The 21,410-nt window shown below is 64.1% G+C and carries 20 protein-coding genes; 7 read left to right on the top strand and 13 right to left on the bottom strand.

The annotated features are described in order from the left end of the window. Positions 1-399: 399 nt before the first annotated feature. A complete protein-coding gene (locus JQ597_RS31635) occupies positions 400-1,632 on the bottom strand; it encodes an acyl-CoA dehydrogenase family protein (RefSeq protein ID WP_192738854.1) in 1,233 nt (410 codons plus the stop codon). 122 nt (positions 1,633-1,754) lie between these two features. On the opposite strand from JQ597_RS31635, the gene JQ597_RS31630 reads away from it, so the two are divergent. Then, entirely contained in the window at positions 1,755-2,660 is a 906-nt protein-coding gene (locus JQ597_RS31630) for an alpha/beta fold hydrolase (RefSeq protein ID WP_212269355.1), read from the top strand. A gap of 109 nt (positions 2,661-2,769) precedes the next feature. Here the strand turns inward: JQ597_RS31630 and JQ597_RS31625 are convergent, their stop codons facing one another. Further along, positions 2,770-3,228: a nucleoside deaminase gene (locus tag JQ597_RS31625; protein ID WP_212269354.1), complete on the bottom strand. Its 459-nt coding sequence runs from the start codon at positions 3,226-3,228 to the stop codon at positions 2,770-2,772. 153 nt (positions 3,229-3,381) lie between these two features. Here JQ597_RS31625 and JQ597_RS31620 point away from each other — a divergent pair, with 153 nt between their 5' ends. Both JQ597_RS31620 and rsmD read left to right on the top strand, forming a co-directional pair. Further along, positions 3,382-5,517 carry a pseudouridine synthase gene (locus JQ597_RS31620; RefSeq protein ID WP_212269353.1) on the top strand — a complete coding sequence of 712 codons (2,136 nt, stop codon included), beginning with the start codon at positions 3,382-3,384 and terminating at the stop codon, positions 5,515-5,517. 7 nt (positions 5,518-5,524) lie between these two features. Then, a complete protein-coding gene (rsmD, locus tag JQ597_RS31615; RefSeq protein WP_212269352.1) occupies positions 5,525-6,088 on the top strand; it encodes a 16S rRNA (guanine(966)-N(2))-methyltransferase RsmD in 564 nt (187 codons plus the stop codon). Between the two features lie 122 nt (positions 6,089-6,210). Here the strand turns inward: rsmD and mutL are convergent, their stop codons facing one another. Next, positions 6,211-8,022 (bottom strand): DNA mismatch repair endonuclease MutL, encoded by a 1,812-nt coding sequence (gene mutL, locus JQ597_RS31610; RefSeq protein ID WP_212269351.1) that lies wholly within the window; start codon positions 8,020-8,022, stop codon positions 6,211-6,213. A gap of 243 nt (positions 8,023-8,265) precedes the next feature. On the opposite strand from mutL, the gene JQ597_RS31605 reads away from it, so the two are divergent. Further along, complete coding sequence (locus JQ597_RS31605; RefSeq protein ID WP_192738848.1) at positions 8,266-8,598, top strand: ribbon-helix-helix domain-containing protein; 333 nt, start codon at positions 8,266-8,268, stop codon at positions 8,596-8,598. A gap of 64 nt (positions 8,599-8,662) precedes the next feature. On the opposite strand, the gene JQ597_RS31600 is transcribed toward JQ597_RS31605, so the two are convergent. The 3 genes from JQ597_RS31600 to JQ597_RS31590 are packed head-to-tail and all read right to left on the bottom strand — an operon-like array spanning position 8,663 to position 11,249. After that, the gene (locus tag JQ597_RS31600) at positions 8,663-10,231 is read right to left on the bottom strand and encodes a GMC family oxidoreductase (RefSeq protein WP_212269350.1); all 1,569 of its coding nucleotides are present in this window, start codon (positions 10,229-10,231) and stop codon (positions 8,663-8,665) included. 41 nt (positions 10,232-10,272) lie between these two features. After that, the gene (locus tag JQ597_RS31595) at positions 10,273-10,821 is read right to left on the bottom strand and encodes a gluconate 2-dehydrogenase subunit 3 family protein (RefSeq protein WP_212269349.1); all 549 of its coding nucleotides are present in this window, start codon (positions 10,819-10,821) and stop codon (positions 10,273-10,275) included. 32 nt (positions 10,822-10,853) lie between these two features. Continuing rightward, positions 10,854-11,249, bottom strand: coding sequence for a VOC family protein (locus tag JQ597_RS31590; RefSeq protein ID WP_212269348.1), 396 nt, complete (start codon positions 11,247-11,249; stop codon positions 10,854-10,856). Between the two features lie 249 nt (positions 11,250-11,498). Here JQ597_RS31590 and JQ597_RS31585 point away from each other — a divergent pair, with 249 nt between their 5' ends. The 3 genes from JQ597_RS31585 to JQ597_RS31575 all read left to right on the top strand — a co-directional run bounded on the left by JQ597_RS31585 (position 11,499) and on the right by JQ597_RS31575 (position 12,739). Beyond that, entirely contained in the window at positions 11,499-11,705 is a 207-nt protein-coding gene (locus JQ597_RS31585) for a YgaP family membrane protein (protein ID WP_212269347.1), read from the top strand. Next, positions 11,702-12,235, top strand: a complete 534-nt coding sequence (locus JQ597_RS31580; RefSeq protein WP_212269346.1) for an RNA polymerase sigma factor — start codon at positions 11,702-11,704, stop codon at positions 12,233-12,235. The genes JQ597_RS31585 and JQ597_RS31580 overlap by 4 nt, the downstream gene beginning before the upstream one ends. 207 nt (positions 12,236-12,442) lie before the next feature. Then, positions 12,443-12,739 carry a hypothetical protein gene (locus tag JQ597_RS31575; protein WP_212269345.1) on the top strand — a complete coding sequence of 99 codons (297 nt, stop codon included), beginning with the start codon at positions 12,443-12,445 and terminating at the stop codon, positions 12,737-12,739. 124 nt (positions 12,740-12,863) lie between these two features. Here JQ597_RS31575 and arfB read toward each other — a convergent pair whose 3' ends face one another. From arfB to ileS, 7 genes are all read right to left on the bottom strand, one after another. After that, a complete protein-coding gene (arfB, locus tag JQ597_RS31570) occupies positions 12,864-13,283 on the bottom strand; it encodes an alternative ribosome rescue aminoacyl-tRNA hydrolase ArfB (protein WP_212269358.1) in 420 nt (139 codons plus the stop codon). Positions 13,284-13,430: 147 nt separating this feature from the next. Beyond that, entirely contained in the window at positions 13,431-13,667 is a 237-nt protein-coding gene (locus JQ597_RS31565) for a hypothetical protein (protein ID WP_212269344.1), read from the bottom strand. Positions 13,668-13,819: 152 nt separating this feature from the next. Further along, positions 13,820-15,193 carry a M16 family metallopeptidase gene (locus JQ597_RS31560; protein WP_349628922.1) on the bottom strand — a complete coding sequence of 458 codons (1,374 nt, stop codon included), beginning with the start codon at positions 15,191-15,193 and terminating at the stop codon, positions 13,820-13,822. Then, positions 15,190-16,581 (bottom strand): M16 family metallopeptidase, encoded by a 1,392-nt coding sequence (locus tag JQ597_RS31555; RefSeq protein WP_409363323.1) that lies wholly within the window; start codon positions 16,579-16,581, stop codon positions 15,190-15,192. Before JQ597_RS31555 ends, JQ597_RS31560 begins: the two co-directional genes overlap by 4 nt. A gap of 152 nt (positions 16,582-16,733) precedes the next feature. After that, positions 16,734-17,444, bottom strand: a complete 711-nt coding sequence (locus JQ597_RS31550) for a hypothetical protein (RefSeq protein ID WP_212269357.1) — start codon at positions 17,442-17,444, stop codon at positions 16,734-16,736. Between the two features lie 122 nt (positions 17,445-17,566). Beyond that, positions 17,567-18,064, bottom strand: a complete 498-nt coding sequence (gene lspA, locus JQ597_RS31545; protein ID WP_212269341.1) for a signal peptidase II — start codon at positions 18,062-18,064, stop codon at positions 17,567-17,569. 181 nt (positions 18,065-18,245) lie between these two features. Next, on the bottom strand, positions 18,246-21,254 hold the full coding sequence (ileS, locus tag JQ597_RS31540) for an isoleucine--tRNA ligase (RefSeq protein ID WP_212269340.1): 3,009 nt from the start codon (positions 21,252-21,254) through the stop codon (positions 18,246-18,248). Positions 21,255-21,410 lie beyond the last annotated feature (156 nt).

Here is a 21,410-nt window from a genome sequence, read left to right as displayed (position 1 = left end):
CGCGGCATAAGCCGTAAAGCCATTGCGCAGGGAAGGCCGGGTGTTCTCCGCTGCCCTGTATGCTCGTGTGCACTTTGTTTTGTGCAAACCGCACGCGAGACCGCGGGTGCAGCGCGCACCCGGTCTTCCCTGCGCCCTCTTATTTCGAGGGCAAGGAGTTTCTGGCAAAGCTCGGGCGCAATGCGCCGCGAGAATGCGAAACTGCGTTTAGGTCACGCTGCAACAACAAACACCGCCGTCGTCCCGGCCTTGAGCTCAGATGCGCAATTGCGCATCGGGGGACCCATACGCCGCAGCGGTTGTTGTTTCGCACGATAGTCGACGGCTTTTTTCAACAACAGATGACCGGGGTTATGGGTCCCGGCGTTCGCCGGGACGACACCTGTATTTATGCGACCCCTACAGCAAATCCCCACCGACAGCACTCGCCGTCGTGCCATGCTCGCGGAACGCCTTGATGACGTTCTTGCCGATCTTCCACCGGTGCACCTCGTCCGGACCGTCGACCAGCCGCTGCGAGCGCACCTGCGTGTACCATTTGGCGAGCGGCGTATCCTGGCTGAAGCCGAGCGCGCCGTGGAGCTGGATCGCGGTGTCGATCACCTTGTGCACCATGTGCGCATGGTAGACCTTGGCGATCGAGTTCTCCTGCCTGATATCGAGGCCCTTCTCCGCCTTGTAGGCGATATGGAGGAGCATGAGCCGGCCGATATAGAGCTGCTCGGCGCAGTCGGCGAGCATGAACTGCACGGCTTGCCGGTCGGCGAGCAACTGGCCGAAGGTCGAGCGTTTGGTGATGTGGCCGACCGCCATGTCGAGCGCGCGCTGCGCCTTGGCGACGTTGTGCATGCCGTGGCGAAGGCGGCCATAGGCCAGCCGGTGCTGGCCCATATTGAAACCGTTGCCTTCGCCGCCGAGCAGATTGTCGGCCGGCACTTTCAAATCCTTGATCTCGATCTCGGAGTGGCCACCGTGGATCGCGTCGGCATGCGGCCCCTCGATCGCCATGTTGGCGACGTTGCGCTTGATCTTGTAGCCGGGATTCGGCAGTTCGACGATGAAAGTCGAGTGCTGCTTGTGACGCGGCGCGTTCGGATCGGTTCTGGCGACCACCAGCGCCATGTCGGCGACGCTGGCCGAGGACGAAAACCATTTCTCGCCGTTGAGGATGTAATTCTCGTTGCCGTCCTTCACGGCCGTGGTCTGCATGCCGGTGGCGTCGGCGCCGGCGGCCTTCTCGGTCATCGAGAAGCAGATGCGCTTGTCGCCGTTCAGCAGGGGTTTAAGGAACTTCTCCTTCTGATATTCCGTGCCGTGGGCCAATATCGTCATCATCGAGGCGTCGTCGGGGCCCTGCGTGTTCATCGACAGCGCGCCGAGCATGCTTTCGCCGAGCTCCATCTGCACCAGCGCATTGGCGAGCGGACCTAAGCCCATGCCGCCATATTCCTTCGGCACCCACGGGCACCACAGGCCGCGCGCGCGGGCCTTGGCCCGCAGCGGCCCGAGGACTTCAGCGAGCGGCTTGGTATCGAGTTCCTTTTCCGCGGGGATGCACTCTTCCTGCACCCATTTGCGGACCTTCTCGCGGATTGCCTTGGCTTCGGCCGGAATCTCGAAATCGATCGACATGGCACTTCCTCGCATTTGCTTCTTGTTGGGCAGACTTGATGAATGGCATAAACCCGGGACGTGCCAGCGGCAACGCCAAACAATGTTTAAAGCAGCGGCCCGCCGCGAAGGGAGCGCTCACCATGTCTGATCTTGCCGATCTGTTTCCCGGCTACGCCTCCGAATGGATCAACACGTCGGCGGGCCGCATTTTCGCCCGCGTCGGCGGCAAGGGGCCGCCGCTGTTGCTGCTGCACGGATTTTCGTCCACGCATGTGATGTGGCATCCGGTGGCATCACAACTGGCTGATAGCTTCACGCTGATCATCGCCGACCTGCCGGGCTATGGCTGGTCGGACATGCCGCGCACCGACGAACACCACACGCCCTACACCAAGCGTGCGATGGCCAAGGTCATGGTCGAGGCGATGGAGCAGCTCGGCCACGTGCATTTCGCGCTCGCCGGTCACGACCGCGGCGGGCGGGTGTCGTATCGCCTCGCGCTCGACCATCCCGGCCGGCTGTCAAAACTCGCTGTGCTCGATATCGCGCCGACCTATGACTACTGGGAGAAGCTGAACCGGCTCTCCGCGCTGAAAATTTATCATTGGGCGTTTCTGGCGCAGCCGCATCCGCTGCCGGAAACGCTGATCGACGGCCATGGCGAATTCTTCCTCCGGCAGAAGATGGCGAGCCAGACCAAGAGCCAGACGCTTGACGCCATCGACCCGCGCGCGCTGGAGCATTACCTCGCACCGTTCCGCGATCCCGCCCGCGTGCATGCGATGTGCGAGGACTACCGCGCCGGCGCTTATGCCGACTATGAGATCGACAAGGCCGATTTCGACGCCGGCAAGAAGATCACGATCCCGATGCTGGCGCTGTGGGGCGATGCCGGCGTCGCCAGCGCCGCGACCACCCCGCTCGACACCTGGAAGAAGTGGGCGACCAATGTGCGGGGCGCGCCGGTCGACAGCGGACATTTTTTGCCGGAGGAGAATCCGGATGTGACGGCGAGGTTGTTGAAGGAGTTTTTCACCGCTGCGTAACTCATTTTCCGTCATTGCGAGGAGCGAAGCGACGAAGCAATCCATCTGTCCGCTATGCTGCGCGATGGATTGCTTCGCTTCGCTCGCAATGACGGGCAAGCGGGGTCGGCTACCTTCTCACCCGGAAAAAATCCTTCAGCAGCGTCGCCGCCTCGGTCTCGCCGACCGACGAATACACCTCCGGCACGTGATGGCAGGTCGGCTGCGCAAAGAACCGCACCCCGGAATCCACCGCGCCGCCCTTCGGGTCGGCGGCGCCGTAATACAGCCGCCGGATGCGCGCAAACGAGATCGCGCCGGCGCACATTGTGCAGGGCTCGAGCGTGACATAGAGGTCGCAATCGACCAGCCGCTCGGTCCCGATGGCCTCCGCGGCCTGCCGGATCGCCAAAACCTCGGCATGGGCGGTCGGATCGCGGTCGGTCAGGGTCCGGTTGCCGGCGGTGGCGATGACCTCATAACCCCGGACAATGACGCATCCGATCGGAACTTCGCCCGCCTTGGCGGCATTTTTGGCCGTTTTGAGCGCCAAATCCATGAAAGAAGGGGCAGTCATCCCTCGTATCATCGGAAGAAACCTGCTACTAGAAGCGCCTTCAGCAAACGTGGATACCGGTTTTGCGTGAGATTGCGCCTTGAGCCAAGTGCGCGCGCGTTACCGCTATGACAGCCGATCCACATCCGCCTGATCGCCATTTCAGCTAAGAACGAGAGACTATTCATGCCCCGCGACAACGACAAAGACAACGATTCCCGCGGCCGGCGTGATCGCCCCGGCAGCGGCCGCCCCTCAGGCGGCAAGGGCCGTTCGGGCGCGGCCAGGGGACCTGAGAAGAAATTCGCCAAGCGCGGTTTTGCCGGTAAGGTTGACGGCGACAAGCGCGACGGCGAGCGGCGTCCCTATGCCGGCAAGCCAGACGGCGCGCGATCGTTCGACAAGAAGCCTTATGCTGGCGGGGCTAAGCCCTACGCCGGCAAGCGCGACGGCGATCGTCCGCCGCGCCGCGATTTCGACGCGCCGCGCCCGCCGCGTGGCGACCGGCCGTTCCGCGATCGCAGCGAGGGCGGTGACCGTCCGCAGCGTTTCAACCGGGATGACCGTCCCCGTGGCGACCGGCCGTTTTCCAGCCGTCCGTCCCGTGGCGACGACGGCGAAAAGCGTTCGTTCAAGCCGCGCGAAGATCGCGGTGGTGAGAAGCGCCCCTACACGCCGCGCGGCGATCGCCCGAACTTCAATCGCGACGACCGTCCGCCGCGCCGGGACCGCGACAGCGGCCCTCGGGACCGCAAGAGCGGCCCTGGGGATCGCGACGATGCTCGTCCGGCGGCGCGCTTTGGCGAGAAGAAATTTGGAGAGAAGCGTCCCTATACGCCGCGTGGCGAAGGTTTCCGCAAGGACGGCGACCGTCCCCGCGGCGATCGTCCAGAGCGCAAATTTGGCGGCGACAAGAAATTCTCCTCGCGTGGCGCGCCCGACCGCGGCCCGCGCAAGAGCTTCGGCGCCGACCGTAGCGATTCAAAGCCGTGGCAGAAGCGCGAGGATCGTGGCGAGCGCGATGCGCGTCCCGCCCGTGACGGCGCGCGCAGTTTCGACAAGCCGCGCTTTGACCGTTCCCGCGACGACCGCGGCGGTGACGAGCGTCCGCGCTTCTCGCGTTCGCGCGAGGATCGTCCCGCCGGTGATCGTCCGAAGTTCGACCGGCCGCGTCAACGGCCCGAAGGCCGCACCGACTGGCAGGAGCATCCCCGCAGCGAGCCGGGTGACGAACGTCCGCGCCGCGAGAACGAGGATGACAGCAGGATCTTTGCAAAACGTCCGGCGTTCGGCGGCCGTGGCGCGTATCGCGAGCGCAAGACCGAATTCGAAAAGCGCGGGCCGCAGCCGCCGAAGGTCAAGAAGTCAGGTGAGCGCATCGCCAAGGTGGTGTCGCGCGCCGGCCTGGCCTCGCGGCGCGACGCCGAGGAATGGATCACGCAAGGCCGCGTCAGCGTCAACGGCCGCGTCATCAATTCGCCGGCGCTCGACGTCACCGCCAACGATGCGATCACCGTCGATGGCAAGCCGTTGCCGCCGCGCGAGCGCACGCGCCTCTTCATGTTTCACAAGCCGCGCGGCCTGATGACGACGCATGCCGATCCCGAAGGGCGGCCGACGGTATTCGACAATCTGCCCGAAGGCCTGCCGCGGCTGATCTCGATCGGGCGGCTCGATTTCAATACCGAGGGCCTGCTGCTGCTGACCAATGATGGTGGGCTGGCACGCGCGCTCGAACTGCCCGACACCGGCTGGCTGCGGCGCTACCGCGTCCGCGCCCATGGCGAAGTCACGCAGGCGCAGCTCGATGAACTCAAGAAGGGCGTCGAAGTCGACGGCGTCAAATACGGTTCGATCGACGCGACGCTGGAGCGCGACCAGGGCGCCAATGTCTGGCTGGTGTTTGCGATCCGCGAAGGCAAGAACCGCGAAGTGCGGAACGTGATGGCGCATCTCGGCCTCGAAGTGAACCGGCTGATCCGGGTGTCCTACGGCCCGTTCCAGCTCGGCGAACTCGCCGAAGGCCAGGTCGAGGAAGTCAAGACCCGCGTGCTGCGCGAGCAGCTCGGCGAGAAGATTGCTGAGTTGGCAGGCGCTGACTTCAACCGGCCGATGCCGGGTGACAAGGAGCCAACGCCTCCCAAGCCCGTGACCCAGCGAGGCGTGATCGCCGACCGCAAGGGTCGCCGCGTGCTGGTGCAGCGCACCGGCAGCGAGGAAGCCCGCGCGCGCAACGAGGAAGAGGCCAATGGCTACGGCCCGCCGCGCCGTCCGCAGCGCGGCTATCACGGCAAGCGCGATCTGAAGCCGCGGGACGAGTAGTTGGGCTATGCGTGTCGTCGGCGGACGGTTGAAGGGTCGTAATCTGGCCTCGCCCTCATCGCGCGAGATCCGCCCCACCGCGGATCGCTTGCGCGAGTCGGTGTTCAACATCCTCGTCCATGCCTATGACGATCCGATCGAAGGCGCGCGCGTGCTCGACCTGTTCGCGGGCACCGGCGCGCTCGGCATCGAGGCGACCTCGCGCGGCGCGGCGTTCACGCTGTTCGTCGACAATGGCGCGGAAGCGCGGGCGCTGCTCCGCAATAATGTCGAGGCGTTAGGGCTGGGCGGCGTGACAAAAGTCTATCGCCGCGACGCCACCAATCTCGGCCCTGTTCATCCGATGGAGCCGTTCTCGCTGGTGTTCCTCGATCCGCCTTACGGCAAGGGACTCGCGGAAAATGCGCTGGCCTCGCTGCGCGAGGGCGGCTGGCTGACGCCGGGCACGTTGCTGGTGGTGGAAGAGGCGAAGGCCGCGGCGTTCGCGGCACCTGAGGGATTCGAGGAGCTGGAGCGGCGGGTCTATGACGACACGGAGTTCGTGTTCCTGAAGGCCGTGGCCCAATCATGACTGTCATGCCCCGCGAAGGCGGGGCATCCAGTACGCCGGGAAGCTAGTGGTCTATTTCGAACGCTGCGGAGTACTGGGTCGGCGGGTCAAGCCGGGCGATGACAGTTGAGTGCGACGCGACGTCACCTCCGCCCGAACAGCTTCTCGATATCCGATAGCTTCAATTCCACATAGGTCGGGCGACCGTGATTGCACTGGCCGGAGTTCGGCGTGTCTTCCATCTCGCGCAGCAGCGCGTTCATCTCTTCCGGCTTGAGGCGGCGGCCGGCGCGGACCGAGCCGTGACAGGCCATGGTGGCGGCGACATGCATCAGCCGACGCTCCAAAGGTAACGCCTCGTCCCATTCCGCCATATGCTCGGCGAGATCACGCAACAGGCCCGCGGCATTCGCCTTGCCGAGCAGCGACGGCGTCTCGCGCACCGCAACCGCGCCAGGGCCAAAGGAATCGATCGCCAGCCCGAACGTTGCCAGTTCCAGAGAACGATCGAGCAGCTTCTCGACCGTGGCCTCGTCGAGTTCGACGATCTCGGGAATCAGCAAGATCTGCCGCTGCACGCCGTTGCGCGCCAGTGAGGCCTTGAGCTTCTCGTAGACGATGCGCTCATGGGCGGCGTGCTGGTCCACGACGATCAGTCCGTCGCGGGTCTGCGACACGATATAGGTCTCGTGGATCTGCGTGCGTGCCGCACCCAGCGGGCGATCGAGCATGTCGGCGGCGGGTTGCGCCTCGAAGCGCACATCGGCCGTCGGCGTGCCGACATCGAATGCGGCCTGTCCCGGCTCGGTGAAGGCCGGCGCCGCCGAACCGGCGAAGGAGGGCATCGGTCCTGTCGGATAGGAAGGCGAGCTTCGCCAGTCCCAATTGCTCGGGCGCGGCGCGAAGGATGGGCGGAACGAGGCGAGCGTAGCACCATCGGTGTTCGCAGCCGTGCGCCGGCCTTCGCGCGCGAGGCCGTCCTTGAGTGCATGCACGATCAGCGCACGGACCAGGCCGGCGTTGCGGAACCTGACCTCGGTCTTGGCGGGATGCACGTTGGCATCGACTTCCTGCGGCTCCAGCGTCACGAACAGCGCCACGACCGGATGGCGGTCGCGCGGCAGATAGTCGGAATAGGCCGCGCGCACCGCGCCGAGGATCAGCTTGTCGCGCACCGGGCGGCCGTTGACGAACAGATACTGTCCGAGCGCATTGGCCCGCGTCAGCGAGGGGGCGGCGGCAAAGCCTTCGACCACCACGCCGTCGCGCTCGCTGCGCACTTCGATCGCGCTGGAACGGAAATCCGCGCCGAGGATATCGCCCAGTCGCGTCAGCCGACCCGGAGCACCGGGCAGTGCTGCGGCCCAGGTCACCGGCGCGCGCTCTTCGCCGGCCAGCGTAAAGGAGATGTCGGGCCGCGCCATTGCCAGCCTTCGCACCACTTCGCGGATCGCTTCGGCCTCGGTGCGGTCGGTCTTGAGGAATTTCAGCCGCGCCGGTGTCGCAAAAAAGAGATCGCTGACCTCGACGCGGGTGCCCTGGCTCAGCGCCGCCGGCATGATCGGCGACTTCGCGCCGCCTTCGACCGACAGCGACCAGGCATGCGGCTCGCCTGCGTGCCGCGTCGTGATGCCGAGCCTCGCCACCGCGCCGATCGAGGGCAGCGCCTCGCCGCGGAATCCCAGCGTACGAATCCGCAACAGATCCTCGTCGTCGAGCTTGGAGGTGGCGTGGCGATCGACTGCCAGCGTCAGGTCGGCATGGGTCATGCCGCTGCCGTCGTCGGTGATGCCGATCCGCCGCCGGCCGCCGCCATCGGTGAAGATGTCGACCCTGGAGGCGCCGGCGTCGATGGCGTTCTCGACCAGTTCCTTGACTACGCTTGCAGGCCGTTCCACCACCTCGCCGGCGGCGATGCGGTTGACGACCTGTTCTGGGAGTTGGCGGACGGGCATGGGCTTCGTTCAGGGACCGATTCTGGGCTTGCAGCATTCTAGGCCGCCGTGACGGCAATTGCATTGGGCGGCGACCGAATCGGTTCCCGCTGGGGATGATCCTGACTATCACATTGAAGATGCTGATGTTCGGCGCCGCAACGCGGAGCTCGCGAGAGATGTCGCTGTCCACGACGTGGGATTGTGAGGTCGCCTGCGCAGGTATATCGTTTAGAAAAGTTATAAACTGACGGGAGGACTGCCATGTGCCAGCTGTTCGCACACCAGCCGCAACGCGACTACGAATCGCAGACCCGATCGCTGCGGATCGGTGGCCATTGCACCTCGATCCGGCTGGAAATGTCGTTCTGGGACACGCTGGAGGAGATCGCGGCGAAGGAGGGAATGAGCCTCGCGAAATTCCTTACCAAGCTGCACAACGAAGTCCTCGACCACCATGGCGAGGTCAACAATTTTGCGTCGCTGCTGCGGTGCTCGTGTCTGATCTATCGCTCGAGGAGTGCGTTGGCAGTGAGTGCCGCGGCGATCGCGGAGTTTGGTGGCAATGCGCCCGTCATTCTCGACGCGGCCGAATAGAGCTTGCGCCTTCCAAATAGAATGCGGCCCTGTCCGGGACAGGGCCGCATTGTTATTCAGGCAGCTAGATTTCCTTGCGTTGCATCGCACCTGCGATGTGATCCGCCTGTCGGATCGCCAATGAGACGATCGTCAGCGTCGGATTGCAGGCAGCTCCGCTGGTGAACTGGCTGCCGTCGGAAATGAACAGATTCTTGATGTCGTGCGTCCGCCCGAACTTGTTGACCACGCCATCCCTTGGCTTCTCGCTCATCCGGTTGGTGCCCAGATTGTGGGTGCTGGGATAGGGCGGCGTCGGATAGGTCACCGTGGCGCCGATCGCCTCGTAGACGGCGGCACCCTGCTTGTAGGCGTGATTGCGCATCGCGATGTCGTTGGGATGGTCGTCGAAATGCACACTCGCCACGGCCATGCCGAACTTGTCCTTGGCCTTGGGATCCAGCGTGATGCGGTTGGTTTCCTGCGGCATGTCCTCGCCGACCAGCCACATGCCGGCCATGCGCGGATAGGCCTCCATCGCGGCTGAGAACGGCCGTCCCCACGCGCCCGGATTGAGGAACGCCGCCATGAAGGGCACACCGATCGACAGCGTTTCCATCTCGTAACCGCCGACGAACCCACGCTTTGGATTGTTGGTGGCCTCATCCCGGATGATGCCGGCCATCGTGGTGCCGCGATACATATGCACCGACTTCTCGAACGCCGCGTAGACGCTGCCGGTCATGTGCCGCATGTAGTTGCGGCCGACCTGGCCGGACGAATTGGCAAGACCGTCGGGGAACATGGTCGATGCGCTGTTGAGCAACAGACGCGGGCTCTCGATCGAGTTGCCGGCAACCGCCACCACGCGCGCCTTCTGGCGTTGCATCGCGCCTGACGCGTCGGCATAGACGACGCCGGTCACTTTGCCCGATGCATCGTGCTCGATCTTGATCGCCATGCTGTTGGGCCGCACCTCGAGATTCCCGGTGTCTTCACCCTTTGGAATCTCGGTATAGAGCGTCGACCACTTCGCACCGGACTTGCAGCCCTGGAAGCAGAATCCGATCTGCTGGCAGGCGGCGCGCCCATCGCGGGGCTCGCTGTTGATGGCCATGTTGCCCGTATGCACGGTCTTGTAGCCGAGCTTCCTGGCGCCGGCCTCGAGCACCCTGAAATTATTGTTGCCGGGCAGGCCGGGAATGCCGTTGGTGCGCGTCACGCCCATCTTGTTTTCGGCCTTGGCGTACCATGGCTCCATTTCGGCGAGCGTGATCGGCCAATCCAGCAGGTTCGCGCCGGGCAATCCGCCATAGGTCGTCTTCACCTTGAATTCGTGCTCGTCGAAACGCAGCGACGCCCCGGCCCAGTGGGTCGTCGAGCCACCGACGGCTTTGACGATCCAGGCCGGCAGGTTGGCGAAGTCCTTGGCGACCCGCCAGCTTCCCGACGTGGTGCGCATGTCGGTCCATGCGAGCTGGGTAAAGCTCTCCCATTCGTCGTTGACGAAGTCATGGTTCTCGATGCGGGCGCCGGCTTCGAGGATCACTACCTTGACGCCCTTCTGTGCAAGTTCATTGCCCAATGTTCCGCCGCCGGCGCCTGAGCCCACGATCACCACCACGCCGCTATCATTCAGATCGAATTTTGCCATTTGGATTTCCTCCTCACCGCTGTTTGTTGAGTTGCCTGGGCCTAGACCTTCGGCAGCCAGTCGATGTCGGCGAAGCCACGTTTGATGTAGCCGCCATGCTCGGCGGAGGAACCTTCGTAACCGAACTTCGGCCACAGCTCTTTTTGGTTGTAGAGCGAGACGACGAGGTCGCCACGAATCTTCTGGAAGAATGCGGTCTGCTCGATCCGCTGCAGCAACACCACGCGGTCCGCTTCCCAGGGCACCTGGGCATAGGCAACCTTGTGTCGGTCGTTGGCGTCCTGATCCAGCCGCGTGACGCCGTCATTGATCAGCGACTTCACCGCCGGGTCCTTCGCCGCCTTGCCGTCCCATGGCTTGATCGCGGTGATGTAATAGCTGTCGCCGAGAAAATCGTGCGGATAGATATCGCGCGCCATCTTGACCAGTGTCTTGAGTGTCGCAGGGGTCAACGACGTGGCGTCGTCGGCCCAGGCTTCACCAATGCCGAGACCTGCGCTGGTCGCAATCGCAACGGCCGGTACCGCGGTTGCCGCGCCTTGGAGAAAGATGCGGCGATTGTATTTGCTTCGACGATCGACTTCTCTCATGGGTTCCTCCATTGAACGTTTATTGATTGCGACTAACCGAAGCGGCCACCCCGCTGGATCACTTCGATCTTGTAACCGTCGGGGTCGGCGACGAAGAAAAAGCGCGCCAGCGTCCGGCCGTCATGCTTGAAGTCGCGCAGCGGTCCGGGCGACAGTTTTCCCTGTTCGAACCGGGCATGTTCGGCATCGACGTCGTCGACGACAATGGCGAGATGGCCGTAGCCATCGCCGAGGGAGTAGGGCTCCTTGCGATCGTAATTGACGGTCAGTTCGACCTCGAAGGGCGAGGAGGGATGGCGCAGATAGATCAGCGCAAAATCCGGAAACTTAAGATGATCGGCGACTTCGAGCCCGAAGGCGCGCGCGTAAAAGTCCAGCGACTTGGCCTCGTCGAGCACGCGGATCATCGAATGAACGGGTTTTGCCATTCAGTTCAGCTCCTTTGGGCAGGCGATGATGGCCATTCGCGTGCACAGAATTTAGGTCGCTGTCCGGAAGCGGTGGTAGTAGCGGGCTGTTTCACGGCAGAACAAAAGCGGCCATGCTGCGGGTCGGGTTCCAGCAACGGGCGAGATCGGGGTGCTAAAAAAACTTGCCAGTCCGCGAACCGAAAGCCCGGCGGGGCGGCTCTATGACACGAGAACGGACGGTTCTCTCGTGAAATCAAAGGAGCTAGAATGTTCTATCGCAAGAATCTGCCGGGCTGGGAGCGGGCGATGCGGGGTATCGGGGGCATCATGATGATCGCCTATGGGCTGATGGCGATGCCGGGCACGATGGCTGGCTATGCGATCGCCGCTGCCGGAGCGGTCGCGATCGCGACCGGATTCTTCGGATTCTGCCCGATGTGCGCCATGGTCGGCCGCCGGCTGCCCTCGCCATGAATGCGCTTGTCCGAGCAAGCCGCTGCGATCGCGGACTGATCGAGGCGGCGCGGGGCGGAGACGCCGATGCGCTGGTGTCGCTGATATCAGCGGCGCAGCCCGATATCCGTCGCTATGCGGCGCGCAATTGCCGCGCGGCCGACATCGACGATGCGGTTCAGGAAACGCTGCTGCTGCTGTACCGGCGCGTCGGAACGCTGCGGGCGGTGACGTCGTTCTCGGCGTGGCTGTTCGCGGTCGCGCGGCGCGCCTGTCTGCGGCTCTTGCGCCGGTCGATCGGAATGACCGACGCGCCGGCGGATGACACCGAGGCGCGTCTGGCGCATTGGCGTCCTGAAGACCTTCGCATCGATCTTTCGCGCGCCATCCAGTCGCTGCCCGAGCATTATCGCGAAGTGATCCTGCTGCGCGACATCGAGGAATTGTCGATTGACGAGATCGCCGGCGTGCTCGGCCTGACCCGCGAAAGCGTGAAGGCCCGCATTCACCGCGCGCGGATCATGATCCGGGAATATTTGATTCGCGACTGACGCAAGTTCCACGTGCCGCATATTGGGTCGATCCGTGGCCAAGTTTTCGCGAAATTGCCCCGAAATCCCTAAACGAAGACCACACGGCGCGGATTGTCTGGTGCGTGCGCCGTTCGCGACAAATTGCTCTGTGCGATGGGCAGGTCCGGACGGATGGCGCATGGAACAACCGAACCGCTCATCGCGAATCAAACCCAGGAGGACTGAATGAAGTTAGTGAAAACCTCGGCGATCGCGCTTGCCATCTCGGCCATGGTGGCCGGTCCCGTGCTGGCGCAGGGTGCCTCGTCCGATAGCAAGATCCGCGGCGGCGTGCAGGGCAAGAGCCAGATGCAGGGCGGGACGTCGGCCACCGACGACGAGGAACTCAATGCACAGCCGAGCGCGGCCGGACAGAAGGCCGCGAAGACCGGTGCGAAGGGCACGGTCGGCGCCGGCAGTGGCGCGGCCAAGGGCACTGGCGGTGCAGCCGGCGATACCGCGACCGGCGGCAAGCGCTACTAGTAGCGCGCTTCAGCAGGTTCCACTTACAACTCGGAAACTCCGGTCGCGCGTCGGCCGGAGTTTCTTCTGACTGAATCAGAACCGAAGCGCTGGCGCAGCAGACCAATGCTCGCCGCCAACTCCGTCAGTCGTCGAAGCGCACCGCGCCGCGCTTCGACTTGACGTCGCTGCGGCTCTTCTTGCCCTCCAGCCGCCGTTGTTTGGAGCCGAAAGTCGGCTTGGTCGCGCGCCGCGGCACCGGCCTCACCATGGCTTCGCGCAACAGTTCGAGCAGGCGGTCGATGGCGTCGGCGCGGTTGCGCTCCTGGGTGCGGAAGCGCTGGGCGTGGATCACGATCACGCCTTCCTTGGTCATGCGCTGGCCGGCGAGCCGGTTGAGCCGCAGAGCGGCGTCTTCCGGCAGCGTGATCTTGCGCGTGTCGAAACGCAATTGCGCGGCGGTCGAGAGCTTGTTGACGTTCTGCCCGCCTGGACCCGAAGCGCGGACGAAGTCGATCTCGATGTCGTTTTCGTCGATCGTGAGGTCGCGGGAAATCCGCAGCATGGCGTCACCGGGAAAGAAGAAGGAATCGGTGGGCACAAGATAGCGGTTTTGCGCGCGGCGCTGAAGGAAGATGCGTTCGCTGCCCTGGGGTGCCGCCTCGGCTAACCGAGGCAGCGTCAATTTTTCATCGCCAACGGCGGAAGTGCCTTATCTTTTGGTCCCGCCCGGTTGGCCGGTGATGGATTGGGTGCCGCCACCCTTCGCGCCTCCGCCCCCGCCCATGCGGTCGCTGGTGTTCGACTTGCTGCTCTTGACAGTGGTTGCCCGCGCGACCGGCTCTTGCGATGTCGTCGGCCCCTTCTTTTCCACCGCGAAGCCGGCCGTGGTTGTGACGAGCATGAGCAAGCTGCCGCATAGCAGCGGTCCGATCAAACGAATTGTCATGATGTTCGCTCCCCGGAATCGGTCGCCGCATAGGCACCGATGCCGCAGCGACCCTATACCTGCGGAGCCTGTCCACCTACCTCCAAACAGACGCCTACCGGCTGTTTCGACCCAACCGCGTCCGGGACAGGAATCTCTGTGCGAGGCAGGGTCTAGTTCGCTTTCGGCGGCGGCGCAGCAACGGCCGGCTGGGCGGCGGCTTGCGGGGCGCGGCCGACGATCACGGTGAGCAGGCCCTTGCCCCACAGCAGCTGTGCGGCCTTTTTGGCGTCGTCGAGCGTCACGGCGTCGACGAGGGCGTTGCGCCGTTCGATGTAATCGATCGGAAGCTTGTCGAGCTGGTATTGCAGCAGCGCCGCGGCGAGCTTCGAGGAGGTGTCGAGCGCCAGCATCTGCGAGCCCTTCAGATAGGACTTGGCCTCGTCCAGTTCCTTCTGGGTCGGGCCGTCCTCGGCGATACGGCGGATCTCCTTTTCAATGGCGTCGACCGTTTCACCGGCGCGGTCGGCGCGGGTGCCGGTATTGCCTACGAACAAGGCGGAGCGGTCCATCCAGAGCAGGGATTCAGAAATCGAATAAGCCAGCCCGCGTTTTTCGCGGACTTCCCTGTAAAGCCGCGACGATGATCCGCCACCGAGGATATGGTTCACGACATAGCCGGCCATGAAATCCGGATCATGGCGACGGATGCCGGGGCCGCCAAACATGACCACGGTCTGCGGCACGTCGAGCGGAACGAAGGCGCGCTGCGGCGGCTGGGCGGCCTGGATTTCGGCGACCGGCGTCAGGCTGGCTTTGGCCGGCAATCCGCCGAACGTCTTGTCGAGGAGTTTGCCGAGCGTGTCGGCGTCGACATCGCCCACCACGGATATCCGCAATGTGTCTTTGGCGATGATGCGGCCGGCATAGGCCTTCATGTCCGACACGTCGATATTGGGCACGCTGTCCAGCGTGCCGTTGGACGGACGGCCATAGGGATGATCGCCGAACGCGACTTCCAGGAACTTGCGGCTCGCCAGCGAGGAGGGGTTGGTGGTCTCGCGCCGCAGACTGGAGATCACCTGCGCGCGGATGCGCTCGACGTCGGCGGCGTCGAAACGCGCCGAGGTCAATGCAAGCTGCAGCAGGTTGAAGGCTTCGTCCTTGTTGTCCTTGAGCATGCGCAGCGAGCCGCGGAAATAATCCCGCGTCGATGAGAAGCTGAGCTCGATAGCGCGCCGGTCAAGCCGCTCGTGAAAGGTCTTGGAGTCGAGATCGGCAGCACCTTCGTCGAGCAGACCGGCGACCAGGTTGCCGGTGCCGGGCTTGTCGGCCGGGTCCTGGCTCGAGCCGCCGCGGAAGGCATATTCCATCGCGATCAGGGGCACGGTGGCGTCCTGCACGAACCAGGCTTCAATGCCGCCGGGTGACACCAGGCGCTGGATTTTCGCGGCGGCGTGCGATGGTGCCGGGGTCAGCAACAGCAGTGCCGCGAGGGCGGCAATGGTTGATGTGAAGCGCCGAGCGCCAATCGAAAAATGGATCACGAGCGCTTCTCCTCGCGTTTCGGCGTGGGGTCCTTGATCAGGTAACCCGTCACCGAACGCTTCTTGTCGAGCCATTTATGGGCGGCGTCACGGACCTGTTCGGCGGTGACGGCGCGGATGCGATCAGGCCAGCTGCGGATGTCCTCGATGCTCAGGCCCGTGGTGAGCGCGCCGCCATACCAGCGCGCCAGCGTCGCCTGATTGTCCTGCGCGTAGATCGCCTCCGCGATCAGCTGGGTCTTGACCCGTTCGATATCCTCGGCGCGGGCGGGATTTTGGATGACGTCCGTTATCACGTCGTCGATCGCCTGCTCGACTGCCGAGAACTCCACGCCCGGTTTTGGCGAGACCGAGATCGAGAATTGCGACGGATCGAGCGAGGTGCCCTGATAGCCGGCACCGGCGTTGATCGCGAGCGGGCGGTCGATCACCAGCGCGCGGTAGAGATAGGAGTTGGAGCCGCCGCCCATCAGTTGCGCAAGCACGTCGAGCGCCGGGCTTTCGCCGGCGGCCGCGGTCGTCGAGGAGGGAACGAGGTAATAGCGCCGCAGGCCGGGCTGTTCGACGCGCGGATCGGACAGCGTCACGGTGCGCGGTGCGGCGGGTGCCGGCTCCTGCGGACGAATGCGCTGCGCGGGAATCGCCGGCTGTGCAGGCACCGCGCCATAGGCGTGCTCCACCATCGGGCGGACCTCCTTGGCGTCGACATCGCCGGCAATCACCAGGGTGGCGTTGTTCGGCGCGTAGAAGCGCTTGTAGAACGCCAACGCGTCCTCGCGGTCGAGCTTCTCGATCTCCTGTCGCCAGCCGATCACGGGGCGGCCATAGGGATGGTTGAGATACAGCGCGGCCATCATCTGTTCGTTCAGCCGCGCGTCCGGGTTGTTGGCGACCCGCATGTTGTATTCCTCGAGCACGACGTCGCGCTCGGGCAGAACATTTTCGTCCTTCAGAATGAGGCCGGTCATGCGGTCGGCCTCGAATTCCATCATCCGGCCGAGCTGGTCGCGCGGCACGCGCTGGAAATAGCCGGTATAGTCGACCGAGGTGAAGGCGTTTTCGTTGCCGCCGATCCGGCGCACGGTTTCAGAGAATTCACCGGCGGGATGCTTGGCGGTGCCCTTGAACATCAAATGCTCGAGGAAATGCGCCAGTCCCGATTTGCCCGGCGTCTCGTCGGCGGAGCCGACCTTGTACCAGATCATCTGCGTCACTACGGGGGTGCGGTGATCGGGGATCACCACCACCTGCAGGCCGTTGCCAAGCGTGAAGCTGGCGGGACGCTCCGACGTCACCGTGGTCTGGGCCGGCGCGCCGCCGGGGGAAAAAGCGATTGTCGAAATCAAAACGGCAGCGAGCGAAACGGCAAAGCGATGTGGGGACATCATGACCTATCTGGAAGCCCGAACCTAAGCGTTCGGGACAAAGCCGCGGCATCGTATACCGCGCGTATCACGCCTGATGTCACGATGCAGAGAGCAAACGCCTGGCCGTACCAACAGCGGTCCTCACAGGTGAGGGCGCGGAGCCGAAATTGGCGTCAGCGTTCCTTGCCCGTCATGACGTCGTACGTCTTGTTCAGCGATTCCTTGGGCCCGGTTCCGTAGGCAAAGTTCGGCGAGGGCGTCTGGTATCCGGACGGAGGCTCGACCAGCGACTGCCGCGGCGGTTCGCCCTTGAACTCCGCCGTCTCGGACTTGTTGCCTTTGAACATGCCAAACAAGCCGCCTTCATAGCCGAGCTGCGATGGGCTCAGCAGTGGGTTGTTTTGGTTGGTGCCCGGCTGAACCGGATCGTTGTTGGTGCGGGCGGGCGCGCTGGTCCTGCCGACATTGAGTTCGGATGGCGTCAGGGCACGGGCCGACAGGGCAGGATCCTTGTTGTCTTTCTTGCGGGCCGCGATCGCAGCCTTGCGGCGCGCCTCGTCCGGATCCTTGGGCCAGTTCGGCGCGTTCGTTGCGGCCGAGGAGCCGGCCGGCTGCGGCAGATCGAGTTTCGGGGGCACCACCAGCGGGGAACGCTCGCGGTATTCGATGCCCCTGTTTTCCATGTTCGTGCCGCCGAGGCCGCTCATGATGTTGCCGATGATCTTTTCCTCGAAGGTCCTGTCGTCTTCGTCATCGTCATCGGCCGCGCGCACCGGACCGGCGGCCATCACGAGGCCGACGCCCAGGGCAATGGCGGCGAACCGCATCGCCCGCGTCAGCGAGGTTGTCTGCACCATCCAGAAGCTGGCTTCGGTCTCGCGCATTGCGCTCGTTCCCATTCAAATTTCCGCAAAACTTGCCGGGCTGGCCTTGAGACACAATCCCGAGTTTGCAAGGCAATATTACCGCCAAGGAGCCGCCAACGTACGGTTCGTATCGACCGGGATCAGGGCGCTTTTGCGGCGGGTACCCCCAGGAAGGAATCATACAATAGGGCTGCTACCCCGGCAACAATGGCCACATCCGCAAGGTTAAACACGTACCAATTGAAGGTATTTCCCCCGATCTGGACGTGGAAAAGGGCAAAATCGACCACCGCGCCATAGGCGATCCGGTCAATGGCGTTGCCAACAGCCCCGCCGATGATCAGGCCGAGCGCCACGGTGGCCAGCCAATTGCGCGAGTGCGCCATCCAGACCGCCAGAACGACCACGGCCACCGCCTTGATCGCGGTCAGGATGGCCTGGGCCAGGAAGCCGTCGTTCTGGAACCAGCCGAAGCTGATCCCGACATTCCAGGCCAGCACCAGATCGAAAAACGGCGTCACCTTCACCGCTCCCCGCCGGCCGATATCGAACACGAACAGCAGCCAGAGTTTCGAGGCCTGGTCGAGCACCAGGGCTGCGACGGCGGCGATGATCCCGGGGCGGAGGTGAGGGCTCATGGTGACGTGCCCGACACAAACTCTGCCGTCGTCCCGGCGAAGGCCGGGACCCCTAGCGTGAGCGCGATAGCGCTCATCGCGTCGCCGTGTCGGATCATGTTGGAAAGACTCTGGGTCATCTTCCTTTATCTATCTCGGACGCCCGGGGTTATGGGTCCCTGCGTTCGCAGGGACGACGCAGTCAGAAGGTAACTCCCAGCGCTTTCCACTCCCGCAGCGCCTGCGCGTCGCGCGGCGACACGTCGGGATATTCGGCGTCCTCGCCAACGGTCGGCAGGATCTTCCACGACCGCGCGCATTTGGTGCCGACGGCCTTTTCGACCACGACCGCGACGCCGGGAACGTCGGCGAGGGTGAAGGCCGCGGCCGGCGCGTCGTCGTTGGTCACCATCGCGTTCGAGGTGATGCACACTTCGGCCAGATCGACGTCGAACAGCGTGTTGAAGATCGCCTTGTCCGACACGTAGACCAGGGGCGAAGCTTCCAGCGACGAGCCGATGTTCTTGGCGGCGCGTTCGAGTTCGAGTGCGCCGGTGACGACGCGTCTGACGTCGCGGATGGTTTCCCATTTCGCGGCCAGAGCATCGTCACGGAATGAACCCAGATCCGTCGGGAACAGTGTCAGGTGCACCGACGGCGCGGCGCCCGGCCGGTACATCCGCCAGGCTTCGTCGGTCGTGAAGCTCAACACCGGCGCCAGCCATTTCAGGATCGCGTCGCAGATGATGTCGATCGCGGTTAGCGCCGCCTTGCGCACCGGCGAGGACGGCGCATCGCAATACAGCGCGTCTTTCCGGATGTCGAAATAGAACGCCGACAATTCGGTGTTCATGAACGCCGACAGGCTGGCGACAACCGTCTTGTAATCGAACTCGGCATAGGCCTGCCGCACGATCGCGGCTTGTCCCGCCAGTTGATGCAGCATCAGCCGCTCGAGTTCCGGCATCTCCTCATGCGCGACCGCGTCATCGGGGTTGAAGTGGTGCAGCGTGCCGAGCATCCAGCGGATCGAGTTGCGCAGCTTCTTGTAGGTCTCGATGGTATTTTTCAGGATTTCCGGCCCGATGCGCTGGTCGTCGGCATAGTCGGTCGAACAGACCCAGAGCCGCAGGATATCGGCGCCGGAATCCTTCATCACCTTCTGCGGCTCGACGGTGTTGCCGAGCGATTTCGACATCTTGCGGCCGTTCTCGTCCAGCGTGAAGCCGTGCGTCAGCACCACGTCGTAAGGCGCGCGGCCGCGGGTGCCGCAGCTTTCCAGCAGCGAGGAATGAAACCAGCCGCGATGCTGGTCGCTGCCTTCCAGATACATCACGGTATCCTCGCCGCCATCGACCTTGCGGACGATGTTGCCGAGCGTGGGAAAATTCTGGCGGTCTTCCAGCACGAAAGCGTGCGTCGAGCCGGAATCGAACCAGACGTCGCAGATGTCGTCGACCTTCTTCCAGTCTTCGTTCGCGCGGGATCCGAGAAAGCGTTCGCGGGCGCCGTCCATGTACCAGGCGTCGGCGCCTTCCTCCATGAAAGCCTCGGCGATGCGCTGGTTGACGATTTCGTCCTGCAGGATTTCAGCGGAACCGTCGGCCTTCTCGCGCACGAACACCGCGATCGGCACGCCCCAGGCGCGCTGGCGCGAGATCACCCAGTCGGGGCGGCCGGCGATCATGCCGTTGATGCGGTTTTGCCCGGCGGGCGGCACCCATTGCGTCACCGAGATCGCATGCAGCGCGCGGGCGCGCAGCGTATCGCCGGGCTTGGCCTTGCCGTTATCAGCGATGTCCTTGTCCATCGCGATGAACCATTGCGGCGTGTTGCGGAAGATCACCGGCTTCTTCGAGCGCCAGGAATGCGGATACTGATGTTTGAGGCGGCCGCGTGCCAGAAGCTTGCCGTGTTCGACCAGAACCTTGATCACGGCCTCGTTGGCGTCGCCCTTTTCGCCCTTGTCGTTGATCACGCGCTTGCCGGTAAAGCCCGGGGCGTGGTCGGTGAAGGCGCCGTTCTCGTCGACGGTATAGGGGATCGCGGTGTTGATGCCGCGGCTGTCGAGTTCGCGCGCGTTCGCCATCCAGGCGTCGAAGTCTTCGCGGCCGTGGCCGGGCGCGGTATGCACGAAGCCGGTGCCGGTGTCGTCGGTGACGTGGTCGCCGGGCAGCAGCGGCACGGTGAATTCGTATCCGCCGCTAAAACCTTTCAGCGGATGGGCGCATTCCACCGCGTCGAGCGTGTCGGCCGGCAGCTCGCGCACCTTCTTGTAAGCCGTCACGCGCGCCTGCTTGAACACGCTCTCGGCGAGCGCGTCGGCGAGGATCAGGAGGTCGCCGTTCCTGGCCCAATTGTCCGCGGGCGCATCGGTGACCTCAAACAGACCGTAGGCGATCTTCGGCGAGAAGCTGATGGCGCGGTTGCCGGGCAGCGTCCATGGCGTCGTGGTCCAGATCACGACGGACGCGTTGGCCAGCGCGCCATGCGCCGGCGAGGTCACCGGAAACTTCACCCACACCGTATCCGAGGTGTAGTCCTCATATTCGACCTCGGCCTCGGCGAGCGCGGTCTTCTCCACCACGCTCCACATCACGGGCTTGGAGCCGCGATAGAGCGTGCCGTTGGCGGCGAACTTCATCAGTTCGCGCGCGATCTGGGCTTCGGCGGGATAGCTCATGGTGGCGTAGGGATGATCCCAGTCGCCGATGATGCCGAGCCGCTTGAACTCCTCGCGCTGCACGTTGAGCCAGTGCGTCGCATAGGCGCGGCATTCCTTGCGGAACGCCACCATCGCCGTGGAGTCGCGGAAGTCGGGCTTCGGCTTGCCCTTGGAGCGGTAGTTCTCTTCCTCGATCTTCCATTCGATCGGCAGGCCGTGGCAGTCCCAGCCCGGCACATAGTTGGAGTCGAAGCCGAGCATCTGCTGGCTCTTGGTCACGACGTCCTTGAGGATCTTGTTCAGCGCGTGGCCGATATGGATGTTGCCGTTGGCGTAGGGCGGGCCGTCATGCAGCACGAATTTCGGTCGCCCGTCGGCCGCCTCGCGCAGCTTCTCGTAGAGACCGATCTTGTTCCAGTGGCTGAGGATTTCCGGCTCGAGCTTGGGCAGGCCGGCGCGCATCGGGAATTCCGTCAGCGGCAGGAACAGGGTCTTGGAATAGTCTGGTCCTTCGGACTTTTCGGACTTTTGCGGTTTTTCGGACATGAATGCTCTGGTTTGGCTCAAAGGGCGCGAGATACGCTGGTCATTCGCGGGGTAAACGGGGAAATCCCGGTCTTGCGCCGAGCCAAAGCTCAGGCGGAAGCCGGGCCGCTAATGGGGATGGTGCGCCGCGCAAACATGGGCTTTCCATAGCAGCCG

The sequence above is a fragment of the Bradyrhizobium sp. AUGA SZCCT0177 genome, from assembly GCF_018130125.1.
GTDB lineage: Bacteria > Pseudomonadota > Alphaproteobacteria > Rhizobiales > Xanthobacteraceae > Bradyrhizobium.
The sequence above is the reverse complement of the archived record's forward strand: the minus strand, read 5'-3'. Positions and strand labels throughout refer to the sequence as shown.

Coding starts and splice junctions, on each gene's coding strand:
- arfB (WP_212269358.1), bottom strand. CDS start 13,283: ATGCTGCGGATTTCCCGCGACCTCACGATCGACGAAAACGACATCGAG.
- JQ597_RS31620 (WP_212269353.1), top strand. CDS start 3,382: ATGCCCCGCGACAACGACAAAGACAACGATTCCCGCGGCCGGCGTGAT.
- JQ597_RS31550 (WP_212269357.1), bottom strand. CDS start 17,444: ATGCGCGAGACCGAAGCCAGCTTCTGGATGGTGCAGACAACCTCGCTG.
- JQ597_RS31585 (WP_212269347.1), top strand. CDS start 11,499: ATGTTCTATCGCAAGAATCTGCCGGGCTGGGAGCGGGCGATGCGGGGT.
- ileS (WP_212269340.1), bottom strand. CDS start 21,254: ATGTCCGAAAAACCGCAAAAGTCCGAAAAGTCCGAAGGACCAGACTAT.
- JQ597_RS31625 (WP_212269354.1), bottom strand. CDS start 3,228: ATGATACGAGGGATGACTGCCCCTTCTTTCATGGATTTGGCGCTCAAA.
- JQ597_RS31580 (WP_212269346.1), top strand. CDS start 11,702: ATGAATGCGCTTGTCCGAGCAAGCCGCTGCGATCGCGGACTGATCGAG.
- JQ597_RS31600 (WP_212269350.1), bottom strand. CDS start 10,231: ATGGCAAAATTCGATCTGAATGATAGCGGCGTGGTGGTGATCGTGGGC.
- rsmD (WP_212269352.1), top strand. CDS start 5,525: ATGCGTGTCGTCGGCGGACGGTTGAAGGGTCGTAATCTGGCCTCGCCC.
- lspA (WP_212269341.1), bottom strand. CDS start 18,064: ATGAGCCCTCACCTCCGCCCCGGGATCATCGCCGCCGTCGCAGCCCTG.
- JQ597_RS31605 (WP_192738848.1), top strand. CDS start 8,266: ATGTGCCAGCTGTTCGCACACCAGCCGCAACGCGACTACGAATCGCAG.
- mutL (WP_212269351.1), bottom strand. CDS start 8,022: ATGCCCGTCCGCCAACTCCCAGAACAGGTCGTCAACCGCATCGCCGCC.
- JQ597_RS31635 (WP_192738854.1), bottom strand. CDS start 1,632: ATGTCGATCGATTTCGAGATTCCGGCCGAAGCCAAGGCAATCCGCGAG.
- JQ597_RS31575 (WP_212269345.1), top strand. CDS start 12,443: ATGAAGTTAGTGAAAACCTCGGCGATCGCGCTTGCCATCTCGGCCATG.
- JQ597_RS31630 (WP_212269355.1), top strand. CDS start 1,755: ATGTCTGATCTTGCCGATCTGTTTCCCGGCTACGCCTCCGAATGGATC.
- JQ597_RS31595 (WP_212269349.1), bottom strand. CDS start 10,821: ATGAGAGAAGTCGATCGTCGAAGCAAATACAATCGCCGCATCTTTCTC.
- JQ597_RS31555 (WP_409363323.1), bottom strand. CDS start 16,581: ATGATGTCCCCACATCGCTTTGCCGTTTCGCTCGCTGCCGTTTTGATT.
- JQ597_RS31565 (WP_212269344.1), bottom strand. CDS start 13,667: ATGACAATTCGTTTGATCGGACCGCTGCTATGCGGCAGCTTGCTCATG.
- JQ597_RS31590 (WP_212269348.1), bottom strand. CDS start 11,249: ATGGCAAAACCCGTTCATTCGATGATCCGCGTGCTCGACGAGGCCAAG.